Below are 14,120 nucleotides of genomic sequence, written 5' to 3' on the forward strand. Positions count from 1 at the left end.
ATCAGGATGTCAGGAAGAATCGACAGCGGTTACCCAATCATTCCAAGCCGTCTTGTAAAAAATATAATGTGCCGACTTCTCATCTTCTAATACTACTCCAGACGGTACATTTGAAAGTTCTTTCAAAATTCGTTGACTCTTGTGAATGGAGTCACCTTCTGAAATATCATCACCAGATGTATAGACGACTTGCTCGTCTTTTAGTAAATAGACCGTTCCTAGTAATGACGTATCGCTTACGAGACGATGGATAATGTCCGACATGCTGATTACACCTGAAAGCACACCGATAACTTGGCCGTCTTTGTTTACAGGTACTGAAATTGCAGTTACCTGGAGATCAGGATTTTGTTCAAACGTAAATGGCTCACTTGTAGTTATATGTCCTGACATCGCGCGTTCAAATGCTTCATGCTCTTTCACAGAGAATCTCGAACCATCCGCCGCCATAATTTCCCCATCCGGGGAGATGAACCCTAACCCTGCTAAAAATGGCATTTTACTATTTTGTTTCTTTAAAAATAATTGCAATTCCTCTTTATCATCTGCAATGATCGCTATGTACTTTGCAATGAGCTCCAGTTCCCCAACTCGTTCGTTACCAAAACGATTCGCTTCGTTAGCAACATCGTCCAACAATTCTCCTGACTCTTTGTAAATCGCTTCAGCAGTTTCACTCCTCTCACTCTTATATTCATTTACTAGAAAGAGTACAGTCACGATGAATATGAGTGATAAAATGATCAATGCTAACGGCTTTTTGGTTGTCGCCATGATGATCTCCTTAATTCCACATTAGAATTCACACCGATCTATTATGGACCGTTTTATATACTCACCTTTTATATCGTCATCTCCCACGCAATACTAAGTAATTTTCAAGAAACAAGAAAAAAACTATGACAAATGTAGTTATCAAACCACATTTGTCATAGTCTTTTCTGTTCACTTCATATTTTATTAATATCCGTTTATGACTAATCGAATTTAAATTCCACGATCCAGTTCAACAAGACGACGATAGCGAGTTGAACTTTCTAGTAATTTTTCGTGTGTTCCTTCATCCGAGATCTCTCCCGCTTCCAAAAACACAATGTTGTCCATCAGTTCCATCCCCATTAGATGATGGGTAATCCAGATGACGGTTTTCCCTTTCAGACTTTCTATCATCGTCTGAATGAGGTCGCGTTCTGTTTCAGGGTCAAGTCCTACAGCAGGCTCATCGACGATAACCACAGGAGTGTGATTTAACAAAATCCGAGCGAGTGCAATACGCTGTCGCTCACCACCTGAAAATCGGCGGCCAGCTTCTTCCGTTTGCGTTTGAAGTCCATCAGGTAGTTTACTGAGATAGTCTTCTAAACCGACCTGACGGATTACCCGTTCAACTTCCTCCGTTGTAGCAGATGGATTTCCAAGACGAATATTATTTTCTATTGTCGTGCCAAACAAGTAGGGTTTTTGGTTTAACACACTTACGACGTGATGAATATTTTCCCCATATTTTTCTGGTGAATAACCGGCGATTCGAACCATTCCTTCGTCCGGCTTCAATGCGCCTAATAAAATCTGAACAAACGTCGATTTACCTGCACCACTTTTACCAAGGATCGCCACTTTTTCCCCTTGTCTAATCTCAAGAGTTGCTTGATTTAAAGCTAGTCTTTTATCCGACTCATATGCATAGGAAACGCCTTCTACTTGGATATCTACAGTTGACGGAACTTCATCCACTGTTTCAGATGACTTGAATACCGACTGGGCTGTATCTTCCGTATGTTGAATACGCGCAAATGATTCGGTGTAAGCAGGAATTCGTTCCACAGCATGTGAAATCGGAATTAACGATTCGATGATTGGAAGTGTAACGAGCGTAAAAGCTGCAATATAGGTTGGCAATATTGTACCATCTATTGCTTGCATTCCTGCCCAAACTCCTACAATCACTGTAATGGCACCAGAAATCAGATGAAGTTGGAACGTTCTATTTTGGTTCCGTTTTGCAAGTTCCTTGTCTGTTTCATAACTATCATTGCGCTCTGCCTTGAATTTCCTTAGGAAATCCGAGGTTCTGCTACTGATGAGCCAATCGCGAATTCCGTAAACGGCATCACCAAGTGTATGATACAACTTCGTATGTTGTTGTTTCGATTTCTGTTGGTGTTTTTTCATCAACACTAATGACAACATCGGATAGACAAACGCAATCACACTTAAACAGAGTCCGATGAACAAGCCAAACTTCCAATCAAAAACAGACACGGATACGGTTGCAAATACAAATATGAACAATCCACTTATCGTCGGGAATAGGGTACGGATGTAAACGTCTTGTAAATGCTCGATATCATCTGCCAATGTTCCTAGCAAGTCGCCCCGCTTAAAACGTGAGCGGATGAACAACGCTTGGGGTTCTAATGCACGGTATAGGCGCACGCGCATTTCAGACAACACTTTCAAGACGGCGTTATGCCCTGTCATCCGTTCCGCATAACTGAATGCTGCACGAGATAACCCAAACGCACGGACCAATACAATTGGAACGTACACGAGCAAAATGGTTTCTGGACGTTCAGAAGCCGCGGAGATCAGGTACCCCGATGCAAAAATCAGAAGTGCAGCAGACAAGGAAGCGCAAATGCCTAATAGAACAGTAACCGACATTAACTTCCAATACTTACTCATGTATGGTGTAACGAAGCTTTTGAAGTAGTTCATTGCACCATCCCTTCCCTCTGTGCACGTGCTAATTTGCTGTAGACACCGTCTTGAGCAGACAGTTCTTCGTGAGTTCCTTGTTCAGCAATCCGCCCATCTTCCATGACCAGAATCCAGTCCATCTCTTTCATCCAATGCAACCGATGTGTCGCAAAGAACACAAGACGGTCTTCAAGCATCGGGAGTAGCAATTGTTTGATCTCATGTTCTGTTTCGATATCTAAATGTGCTGTCGGTTCATCCAACAACAAGACTGGGGTATCCTCTAACAATGCACGGGCAATCGCAACACGTTGCTCTTCCCCTCCGGAAAGTGACCGTCCACCTTGACCAATCATTTCATCATAACCATTCGACAGTTCACCGACGAGTTGTTCAAGTCCCGCTGCTTGTGCGGCTTTAATAACCTTGTCGTCACTTGCTTCTGGATGATAAAACCGAATGTTATTTGCAAGTGTGTCAGAGAAAATCGTAGGATGCTGTGGAATATACGTCACTTGTTTTCGCCAAGAATCTGAAGCAAGCGAATTCACAGACCGGTCTTCGATTTTGAATTCACCACTAGTTGGAGAGGTGAAGCCAGCCAACAAGTCTATCAATGTTGACTTACCTGCACCTGATGCACCAATAATCCCGATTTTTTGTGCCCCCGTCACAGAAAACTGTACGTCTTTTGTAATTTCTATGTCATGATCTCCTAGTTTTCCAATCGAGATAGCAGAAAAGTTGATTGTTTTTGTAACAGTAGGAACGATGATAGCATCTTGTTGAATGTTTTCTTTCGATTCAGCAAGTAATGCACGGATTTCATCCGCTGCATCTTTACCATCCATGGTCGCATGGAAATCAGCGCCCAAATCACGGACCGGTAAAAAGTATTCAGGTGCTAAGATTAAAATTACAAGTGCTGCTTCAAGTCCAATACCCCCATTGATAAGTCGCAATCCAAGTTCAACTGCAACTAACGCAACAGAAAGACTTGAGAAGAAATCCAGGGAGAACGAAGACAAAAATGCATAGCTTAACGAGCGATTCGTTGCAACTCGATATTTGTCACTCACTTCTTCAATTGCTTTCTCGTGAGATTTACTGCGCCCTAAAAACTTCAGCGTTTCAATTCCTTGAATGGAGTCTGCAAAGTGCCTCGAGAGTTGACGGTACGTCCCCATTTGGTCGTCTATCTTTTTCTTCGATACAATTCCGATTAAAATTAGAAAGACTATCAAAATCGGCATCACAAGGAAAAGAGTCACGCCAGACATTAAATCGGACGTGACAATATAGAGCAAAATGACCACTGGGATGATTCCCATAGATAACGATCTCGGTATAAACAGTTCCACGTATTTACGGAATTTCGGGACACCTTCTAAGGTAAGGGTCAACAAAGAGCCTGAACCTTGTCTTGCTACCATCCCTGTCCCATCCCGTAGGAGCGCTTCAGCGAGCTGGTCTTGGTAAGAGCGAGCAATATCATCCGCAAACTTAAGCGCAACTCGTTCTTTCCCCCATTGGAGGGAATGACGAATCGCATGAGCAACCAAAAACACGGCAAGCGATATAACGGTTCCCTTCCATTCTAGCCCATGAAACATCCGGGTAATGGCTGAAGACAAGGAGAGGGCTTGCAGGATGATGAAAGCCGCTTGAACGACTGTCAAAATCCCGACAAGCGCAAAGGTTTTCTTGCTGCCGTTATACCGAAGAAGATGTCGGTCCATCAATGTTCTAGATGCTCCACATCTTCCGTAATCCGTTTACGAAATACATAGTAACTCCAAATTGTGTAGGCAATAACAATCGGCACCATAGTAAGTGCAACGAACGTCATTAATTTCAAAGAATAATCACCAGATGCTGCTGCCCGGATAGTCATGTTGTATGCAGAATCTAGTGAACTAATCATTACGTTCGGGAACAGTCCGATGAAGAACGAAGCCATCACGGCAATGAGCGTAATCCCTGTAATTGTGAAGCTGAATGCTTCACGACCTTTAGCAATTAAACGATGAAGGAACGCATATAATACAAAGACTACTGCAAACAGTGGAATCAGGATTGGTCCTCTGTCCGCGAATGCTTCCGTATATACAGCTGTTAACGCTACAAACGCAATCATTACGAAGCCAGTTGCCCAATAGATCGTAAGTGCAGCCTCTTTGGCGCGTTCACGAAGGGATCCTTCAGTTTTCAATGTCACGAATAGCAATCCATGTAAATAAGAGAGGAGTACAAATGCCACTCCACCTACCACTGTGTAGACGTTGACGAAATCCGTGAATCCTGCGTAGATATTCATATCTGCATCTACCGGCATACCTTTCAGTATACTTGAGAATAAGACACCTAATAGGAAAGGCGGTAGTATACTACCTGCAAAGATTGCCCAATCCCATGTTTTCACCCATTTGTCTGATTCGATTTTCTCTCTGAATTCAAACGCAACACCACGAGCGATTAGCGCCATCAGCAACACGACAAACGGTAAGTAATATCCGCTGAAAACTGTTGCATACCAATGTGGAAACGCTGCAAACATCGCTCCACCTGCTGTGATCAGCCAAACTTCGTTCGCATCCCAGACAGGCCCAATCGTATGAATTAACATTTTTTTATCTGTTTCATTTTTAGCAAGGAATTTCAAACTCATACCTACACCAAAGTCAAAACCTTCTAGAAATATAAACCCAATGAACAATACAGCGATCAGCACAAACCATAACTCACTTAGAGCCATTAGACACGCCTCCTACATTAAACGGATCTGTAACGGATACGTCTTTTTGCTTACGCTCTTCAGGTCCGCGTTGAATGACCTTCACAAATAGTATAACCATAATGATCCCGAGGATCGCATAGATTGTCGAGAACGAAATTAGTGAGAACAAAATCTGTCCCGCCGAAACGTTAGGTGACACTCCATCAGCAGTCTTCATGAGGCCATTGACAACCCATGGTTGGCGGCCGATTTCTGACATGATCCAACCGAACGAATTCCCGATGAACGGTAGGAAAATGACTGGAATCATCACTTTCAAATACCAAGTAGTAGCAGCAATCTTTTTGCGGAACAGCAAGAACAAACCAAGTAAACTTGCAGCAACTAATGCTCCACCTGTTCCCGCCATGATTCGGAAACTCCAGAATGTTGTTTTCACTGGAGGAATGTAATCTCCCTCACCATACTTCTCAATCATTTGCTTTTCTAGACTTTCCATTCCCAATACTTTACCTGAAAACTCATTATAAGATAGGTAGCTCAGCAAGTATGGGATTTCAATACGACCTGTTGTTACTCGATTTTCTGTATTGATATTAGCAATTACTGTCCAAGCTGCAGGATCTCCACTATCTTCCCAAAGCCCCTCTGCTGCCGCCATTTTCATTGGCTGTGCATGCATCAAATACTGTGCTTGGGCATGACCAGTGAACGCAAGACCTAGTCCCCCTACAAGCCCAACGAGCAAACCGATTCCGATAGATTTTTTAAAGAAATCAACTTGACGCTTCTTAATAAGATAGAACGCGCTAACTCCGACTACGAAGAACGCTCCTGTAGCAATACTACCGAAAATGGTATGCGGGAATGCAACCCATAACTTTTCGTTAGTGAGAAGTGCTATTATGTCGTTCATTTCTGCACGCCCATTTTGGATTACATAACCAACTGGATTTTGCATGAACGAATTCGCTGCTAAAATCCAAAATGCTGATAGGATCGTTCCGATTGAAACGAGCCATATAGAAGCTAAGTGAAGTTTCTTAGATAATTTTTGTGCGCCAAAAATCCAGATTCCGATAAATGTAGATTCAAGGAAAAACGCGAGCAATGCTTCTACTGCTAGCGGAGCACCAAAAATGTCTCCAACGAATCTGGAATATGTCGACCAGTTCATTCCAAATTGGAATTCCTGGAAAATTCCTGTTACGACTCCAATTGCAAAGTTTATGAGGAAAAACACACTCCAAAACTTTGTCATTTTCATATAAATCTCTTGCTTTTTAACTACGTAGAGCGTTTGCATAATCGCTATGATCAGCGCCAATCCGATAGACAACGGGACAAAAATAAAGTGAAACAATGTTGTCGATGCGAACTGGATTCGTGAAAGTAAAACCTCTTCCATCTCTACCTCTCCCCTCAATCTCAATCTGTCTCCATTATAAATTAAACGCTAAAATACTTTGTGAGCAATTAGCGGACGATCTGTTACAAACCTCAAAACTTCAGGCTGGTTTCAGGGGTTAATGTTGAAATGTTGTCACAAGGTACGATTTTCCTACAATCTCCTTCCTACAAAAAAGAATTCTGATCAATCTAACTATCTGTTAACAATAACATTTCCTTAACGATAATTATTATAAACAAAATGCTAGCTATCTAAGAATCCCTCTGCTATAGTTAACTTACTGTTTCACATACCTTTACATAGGAGGAATACACATGAACAACAATGAGAATGAATCTCGCAACAAATTAACAACAGCTGCAGGTGCTCCCGTAGTTGATAATCAAAACTCAATCTCCGCAGGTCCAAGAGGTCCACTTCTTCTTCAAGATGTATGGCTTATTGAAAAGCTTGCTCATTTCGATCGAGAAGTCATTCCTGAGCGCCGCATGCACGCAAAAGGATCAGGTGCATACGGTACCTTTACTGTGACGAATGACATTACAAAGTACACAAAAGCAAAAATCTTCTCCGAAGTCGGGAAGAAAACTGAGATGTTCGCCCGATTTTCAACGGTTGCAGGTGAACGAGGCGCAGCTGACGCAGAACGTGATATCCGCGGATTTTCATTGAAGTTCTATACAGAAGAAGGAAACTGGGATATGGTTGGAAATAATACACCAGTCTTCTTCTTTAGAGATCCACTCCAATTTCCGGATTTGAATCACGCGGTTAAGCGTGATCCACGCACTAACTTAAGAAGCGCGACAAACAATTGGGATTTCTGGACATCACTACCGGAAGCACTTCATCAAATTACGATTTTGATGAGTGAACGTGGAATCCCACGTACCTATCGTCATATGCACGGCTTTGGTAGTCATACCTATAGCTTCATCAGCCCAGATAATGAGCGGTACTATGTAAAATTCCATTTCCGCTCACAACAAGGAATTGAAAATCTGACAGATGAAGAAGCAAGTAAAACAATCGCAACAGATCGTGAAAGCCATCAGCGCGATTTACTCCTCAGCATCGACAATGGCGATTTCCCGAAATGGAAAATGTATGTTCAAGTGATGACAGAAGAGGAAGCAGCAAATATGCCTTACAATCCGTTTGACTTAACAAAGGTTTGGTATAAAGGCGACTTCCCTCTTATTGAAGTCGGTGAGTTTGAATTGAACAGAAATCCAGAAAACTACTTTGCAGAAGTAGAACAAGCAGCCTTCACTCCTGCAGCAGTCGTTCCAGGAATCAGTTTTTCACCTGACAAGATGTTGCAAGCTCGGCTTTTCTCTTATGGAGATGCGCAACGATACCGTCTAGGTGTCAACCATCACCAGATTCCAGTAAATGCACCAAAATGTCCGTTCCACAGTTTCCATCGCGATGGTCAAATGCGTGTAGACGGCAACCATGGAAGCAGAACTTCATACGAGCCAAACAGTGTAGGTGAGTGGCAAGAACAACCTGATTTCAGAGAACCGCCATTGAAGTTGCATGGTGCTGCAGATCACTGGAATTTCCGTGAAGATGATGATGATTACTTCACACAACCAGGAAAACTCTTCAATCTTATGAATGATGAACAAAAACAACTGTTATTCAGAAACACAGCGGATAATATGGGCGATGCACCGAAAGAAATTAAAATCAGACACATCAAACATTGTCACTATGCGGATTCAGCTTATGGTGAAGGCGTTGCGAAAGCACTCGAGATTTCTATGGATGATGTACTCGTCAACTAAACGTTCGAGTTAGTTCATCATATAAAAAAAGAACGTACAGGGATTTAGAAAATCCTCTGTACGTTCTTTTTTTCATTTGTGTAATTCAGAAACAGTAACAAATTTGTATCCCTGGCTTTGTAAATATGCCATTACACTATCTAATCCTTCTGCTGTTGACGGATGGATATCGTGCATTAAAACGGTGCTACCATCATTAGTCGCCTTTTTCACTTCTTCTAATAACTTATTAGCATCCCGATACTTCCAATCTAACGTGTCCACATTCCATAATGTAATCGGAGGAATAGTTTGTTTGCTCAACTGTTGCGTATAAGCACCATAAGGAGGTCGGAAAACAGTCGGCTTTTCCCCAGTCACTTTTTGGATGATGGCTGTGGTACGATTGATCTCCTCTAAAGCCTTTGCTAAAGGCATTTTACTTAAATCGGGGTGATTCCAAGAATGATTCCCGACTTCATGACCTGCTGATTTCACAGCTTTAGCCGCCTCAGGATAATATTCCACTCGACTGCCCAGCATGAAAAACGTTGCTTTCGCATCATACTTTTTTAACGTATCTAGTATTTGAAGAGTAGTTTTAGGATCTGGACCATCATCGAATGTAAGTGCAATTCTCTTCTCATGTGGTTTTTCTGCTTGAGGTGATGCATCCTCTCCACCTGCTTGCTGATCATCCTTAGCTCCTTCATTTTTAGAACTAGTTTCCTTATCTTTTCCATCCGGAGTATTCTCTTTCTTAGGAGTACTAGGTTTGTTGACTTTATCGTCACCAGCTTGAGATGCAGTAGCTACTTGAAATTCTGGTTTTAGCAGGTCATTCATTTCTTCGATGGGAATTGTTACAATCTGCGGTCCGGCTTTCCCATTTTTCAATGAGCCCCTTTCGAAGTAAAATACCATGGACTCCTCAGTAATCGCATAATTTTCATAGTTTCTCCAGTCAGGTTCCGTACGGATCTGCATTTTGTCACTGATCAAACCCTCGTTTAGTTTGTCTGTTTGTTGGATAGTTTTTCTGACTCGCTCCGTCATTTTTTGCAAAGTACTTGGGTCTTCTTTGAAAACAGTTTGTATACCAAGCTGCTCGCCAGTTTTTGAATTCAAATGGAATGATTCAATTTCTGAAAGACGTTTACTTCCCTGAAGAGACTGGTTGTTCATCAAGACAAAAGAATAGTTACCTTTCTTATCTACATGTGTTTCATAAGAAATGTTCAATTCACTTTTTCTTTTGTTATCTTCTATTTTCACATTGCGAATTTCTGCTAAATAGTTTTTCTTTGCTTGTTTAATATACGTGACCACATTCTCATTAAAGTCTTCATCTTTACTTTGTGGATATTGAACAGCATATTTTCCTAATGGGTCATTTGAGGTTTCAGTAACGATTTTAATACCATCATATTTGGAGTCTGACTTGTCCACAAGCACTTTATCTTTGTCAGATTTTGGACTTTGGGCAGACTTTAATTGATTGTCAGAACTTCCTTTTGAAAAAACTAGTAGAATGGCTGTCATTGCTAAAAATACTATAATTGTTGTCAACAACACGTCGATTAATTTAAATCTTCCGTTCCCGAACATTTTTTTCATATCTGTAAAACCCCTTCATACGCATACTTCCAAGTAATTCACGACATCAAATTCAGAAGAATTTCATTTCCATGGAAAAATCTAGTTTCTATATCTATACTAAATATTAGTACAAAAGTTGATAGATTACAATTGTTTCTAGTCGAATTTTGTTCACTTTTTCAGATTCGATTTTTGTGATATACTGTCATTGTCCCGGATCTTGCAAATGCGGGTTGCTTTTATGTGTAAAAAACTGTAATTGCACCGGGCCGACTGTTTTACCCTATTGCAAAGTGAAAAAACAGAAGGTGGTTAGGACCATGGAAAAAGAAAATTATCGAGTGTTGTTGTTCTACAAGTACGTTCAAATTGAAGATCCCGAAGCATTTGCCGCGGAGCATCTCCAATTTTGTAAAGAAACCGGCTTAAAAGGCAGAATTTTAGTAGGCGAAGAAGGCATTAATGGAACATGCTCGGGTACCATCGCGCAAACTGATGCGTATATGGAACATATGAAGAGTGACCCACGATTTGAAGACCTTTGGTTTAAAATAGATGATTCAGAAGGACACGCATTCAAAAAAATGCACGTGCGTCCACGTAAAGAAATCGTCAATTTAAGCTTGGAAGATGATGTGAATCCTTTAGAAACTACAGGTACTTATCTTGATCCCGAAGAATTTCTAGAACAGATGCAAGAAGAAAACACAGTCGTCATTGACGCGCGGAATGACTATGAATATGATCTAGGTCATTTCCGTGGTGCCATCCGACCAGACATCGAAAACTTCCGCGATTTACCTGATTGGGTTCGGGAAAACAAGGAGCAGTTTGAAGGTAAGAAAGTTCTTGCCTATTGCACAGGTGGAATACGCTGTGAAAAATTCACAGGTTGGTTGAAGCGCGAAGGATTTGAAGATGTAGGACAGTTACATGGCGGAATCGTCACGTACGGTAAAGATCCAGTTGCGAAAGGCCAATTATGGGATGGACAGTGTTATGTATTTGACGAGCGAATTGCAGTCCCTGTAAACCAAGTTGAGCACGTGATTGTTGGCCGTGATCACTTTGATGGTACACCATGTGAACGCTATGTAAACTGTGCAAATCCTGAATGTAACGCCAAAATCCTTTGCTCCGAAGAAAACGAACATATGTATATGCGTAGTTGTTCCGACGAATGTCGCACACATCCACGTAACCGGTATTTTGTTGAACACGACCTCACTAAAGAAGAGTTCAACGATCGCCTAGCAAAGATTGAAGCTAATCGTGCAGAAACACACGTTTCATAATGAATGAAAATGGCGCATAGACGGCACCATCCGACTATGCGTTTTTCTATGCCTGAATCTCCCCTTACTTGTAGTTAGATTAGGAACATTTCCTTTCTAAGTGACGTCATAGATTCAAGCACGAAATTGGAGGATGTACAAATGGAATGGAGAAATATTTACAGAGGGTTCTTAATGGGTATAAGTGATTTAATACCCGGGGTAAGCGGAGGTACTATTGCTTTTATGTTAGGTATTTATGACCGTTTACTCATTTCAATCAGTGGCATTTTCAGCAAAAATTGGCGGAAACACATCGGCTTTCTCTTGCCTCTTGGCATAGGAATCGGTATAACACTATTACTGTTTAGCCGAGTAATCGAATTTTTATTAGAAAATTACAATGCTCCCACACAGTTCTTTTTCATGGGGTTAATAATCGGAATTCTCCCGTTCATGGCTAAACAAGCAAAAATAAAATCAACGTTTAAAGTATGGCATTTTATTGTTTTACTGATTGTTGGTGTGTTGTTAGCGATGACAGCATTCATAACACCGGCTGATACCTCAATCATCACAACATTGACGCCGACTAATACAGTTGTATTGTTTCTATCCGGCTGGGCTGCGAGTACAGCCATGCTATTGCCAGGGATTAGCGGTTCCTTTGTACTTCTTTTGCTTGGTATGTATTCAACAGCCATTGGAGCACTATCTGACTTCAATATCCCGATTATCATTGTAATTGGATTAGGTGTTGTTTTAGGTTTTATCATTAGCAGCAAAATTATCCATTACCTTCTCAACCAACACGCAACATTAACCTTTGCGATTATTATCGGTCTCATCGTCGGTTCTATTTTCGTCATTTACCCGGGTGTTCCTGAAAGTGGTACTCCGTTTGTTATGAGCGCGGTTGCACTAATTATGGGACTACTTGTCTCGAATTTGTTCAGCCCACCTGAGACAGATTCTAAAACGAAGTAAACAAAAGCCCAGAAGATCAGGTCTTCTGGGCTTTTGTTTGTTCAATTATGAAAATACGCTTGTACTATGCAAAGGTTGAACTCGAGCTTTTGGATCAAGGTAGGCTTTCGCATTATTCACAGCGATTGGTGCTTCACCAAGTCCAACAGCAATTAGTTTCACTTTTCCATCGTAATTAGTCACATCGCCTGCTGCGTAAATACCTTCTATATTCGTTTCCATCCGTGTATTTACAACGATAGAATTCTTATCCATCTCAAGACCCCACTCTTTAATAGGTCCAAGAGATGAGATATTTCCGTAGTTGACGATGACATGATCCATCGGCAAGATTTCTTCAGTACCATCTTTGTGAACGATTTGTACTTCCTTCACCTTACCATCTTCCCCACGCAACGATTTAACAGAGCGGGACGTCAGGACATTCACCTTTGACTCCATTAATTGGTTAACACTTGTTTCATGGGCTGTGAATCGTTCACGACGATGGACGAGTGTAACATTTTCAGCAATGTCTTCAAGCATGAGTGCCCAGTCAACCGCTGAGTCACCGCCACCACATACAAGGACATTATGGTCTTTGAACATCGATAAGTCTTTGATGCCATAGTGCAGGCTTGTATTTTCAAAATGGACTTCTTCTTCGATTCCGATTTTGCGTGGTTGGAATGCGCCGATTCCAGCAGTCAACAAAATAGTTCTTGTTAAGTGCTCCCCTTTGTCTGTCTTCAAAACAAAGTGATCACCATCGCGTGTCGCTGACAGTGCAGCTTCACCTAGAAGAATTTCCGGTTTTGAATGATGTGCCTGTGTGACCAAGTTAGCAACAAGGTCTTTCGCAAGAATTTTCGGGAATCCTCCGACATCATAAATGTATTTATCAGGATATAGCTCAATTAGTTGTCCTCCCAATTGAGGTAAGCTATCGATGATTTTAACTGACATTTCCCGCATACCTGCATAGAAAGAAGCAAAAAGACCTGTTGGCCCTCCGCCAATGATTGTAATATCGACGATTTCTCGTTCCATAGTAAACACTCCATTACTGAAAATTTTGTAGAAACTCCGGACGTTTTTGTTAAGAAGACGTCCCACCATTCGGTTCTACGTTTATTATCCTCTATTTCAAATAGAATTTCACGTTTTTTGAACGAATTCAATACTTTTTTACTGATTATTTGTCGTTTCTTCTACTTTTTCTGCATTCTCTCTGCAAAACGCAAGGACTTCTTGAATTTCTTCATCTTCCAACTCAAAATCCAATGCTTGTTCTGTTCCTTTTTTAAAGAAGTAAGTTCCTGTAATCTTGTCCTCTTCACCATCCACAACATAGATTGTTCGGATTCCTGCAGCGTCTTCTTCTAATAATTCGTCTTCTTCATCGAACTCTAAAAAGAGATGAAATTCATACCGATTTCCCGTGAGGATTCCTGTTGGGTCTTTCAATTCTGAAACTGTAAACTGAGTAATATTCATAAGTATTTTGTATTCCCTTCTTCAAGCAATTTTAGATTCGTTCATGAGGACGTGCTTTCATCATACCACGAGAACTCTGTCCAGGATACATTTACACTTCATCCAATAAAATTGCTAATTGGACAAGTTCCTTTTTGCATTTTCCAAGATTTTCAGGAACAATA

At 41.2% G+C, this 14,120-nt stretch carries 11 protein-coding genes; 3 read left to right on the forward strand and 8 right to left on the reverse strand.

Features of this window, described 5'->3' with window-relative positions:
- Positions 1-9: 9 nt before the first annotated feature.
- The 5 genes from M3197_RS08020 to M3197_RS08040 all read right to left on the reverse strand — a co-directional run bounded on the left by M3197_RS08020 (position 10) and on the right by M3197_RS08040 (position 6,845).
- The gene (locus M3197_RS08020) at positions 10-774 is read right to left on the reverse strand and encodes a cache domain-containing protein (RefSeq protein ID WP_251660488.1); all 765 of its coding nucleotides are present in this window, start codon (positions 772-774) and stop codon (positions 10-12) included.
- 213 nt (positions 775-987) lie between these two features.
- Positions 988-2,718, reverse strand: coding sequence for a thiol reductant ABC exporter subunit CydC (cydC, locus tag M3197_RS08025; protein WP_251660490.1), 1,731 nt, complete (start codon positions 2,716-2,718; stop codon positions 988-990).
- Complete coding sequence (gene cydD / locus M3197_RS08030) at positions 2,715-4,439, reverse strand: thiol reductant ABC exporter subunit CydD (protein ID WP_251660492.1); 1,725 nt, start codon at positions 4,437-4,439, stop codon at positions 2,715-2,717. Before cydD ends, cydC begins: the two co-directional genes overlap by 4 nt.
- Entirely contained in the window at positions 4,439-5,455 is a 1,017-nt protein-coding gene (cydB, locus tag M3197_RS08035; RefSeq protein ID WP_251660494.1) for a cytochrome d ubiquinol oxidase subunit II, read from the reverse strand. Before cydB ends, cydD begins: the two co-directional genes overlap by 1 nt.
- Positions 5,442-6,845: a cytochrome ubiquinol oxidase subunit I gene (locus M3197_RS08040; protein ID WP_251660496.1), complete on the reverse strand. Its 1,404-nt coding sequence runs from the start codon at positions 6,843-6,845 to the stop codon at positions 5,442-5,444. Before M3197_RS08040 ends, cydB begins: the two co-directional genes overlap by 14 nt.
- Before the next feature lie 317 nt (positions 6,846-7,162).
- Here M3197_RS08040 and M3197_RS08045 point away from each other — a divergent pair, with 317 nt between their 5' ends.
- Entirely contained in the window at positions 7,163-8,641 is a 1,479-nt protein-coding gene (locus tag M3197_RS08045) for a catalase (protein ID WP_251660499.1), read from the forward strand.
- A gap of 72 nt (positions 8,642-8,713) precedes the next feature.
- On the opposite strand, the gene M3197_RS08050 is transcribed toward M3197_RS08045, so the two are convergent.
- On the reverse strand, positions 8,714-10,237 hold the full coding sequence (locus M3197_RS08050; RefSeq protein WP_251660501.1) for a polysaccharide deacetylase family protein: 1,524 nt from the start codon (positions 10,235-10,237) through the stop codon (positions 8,714-8,716).
- Between the two features lie 302 nt (positions 10,238-10,539).
- Here M3197_RS08050 and trhO point away from each other — a divergent pair, with 302 nt between their 5' ends.
- Together trhO and M3197_RS08060 are read left to right on the forward strand one after the other, a co-directional pair.
- Positions 10,540-11,514: an oxygen-dependent tRNA uridine(34) hydroxylase TrhO gene (gene trhO, locus M3197_RS08055; protein ID WP_251660503.1), complete on the forward strand. Its 975-nt coding sequence runs from the start codon at positions 10,540-10,542 to the stop codon at positions 11,512-11,514.
- Between the two features lie 141 nt (positions 11,515-11,655).
- On the forward strand, positions 11,656-12,480 hold the full coding sequence (locus tag M3197_RS08060; RefSeq protein WP_251660505.1) for a DUF368 domain-containing protein: 825 nt from the start codon (positions 11,656-11,658) through the stop codon (positions 12,478-12,480).
- Positions 12,481-12,525: 45 nt separating this feature from the next.
- On the opposite strand, the gene M3197_RS08065 is transcribed toward M3197_RS08060, so the two are convergent.
- Together M3197_RS08065 and M3197_RS08070 are read right to left on the reverse strand one after the other, a co-directional pair.
- Complete coding sequence (locus M3197_RS08065; protein WP_251660507.1) at positions 12,526-13,509, reverse strand: NAD(P)/FAD-dependent oxidoreductase; 984 nt, start codon at positions 13,507-13,509, stop codon at positions 12,526-12,528.
- A 138-nt stretch (positions 13,510-13,647) separates the two neighbouring features.
- Positions 13,648-13,956, reverse strand: coding sequence for a DUF6509 family protein (locus M3197_RS08070; RefSeq protein WP_251660509.1), 309 nt, complete (start codon positions 13,954-13,956; stop codon positions 13,648-13,650).
- Positions 13,957-14,120 lie beyond the last annotated feature (164 nt).

Origin of the sequence: Sporosarcina aquimarina (genome assembly GCF_023715615.1) — a bacterium.
GTDB classification, from domain to species: Bacteria; Bacillota; Bacilli; order Bacillales_A; family Planococcaceae; genus Sporosarcina; species Sporosarcina aquimarina_A.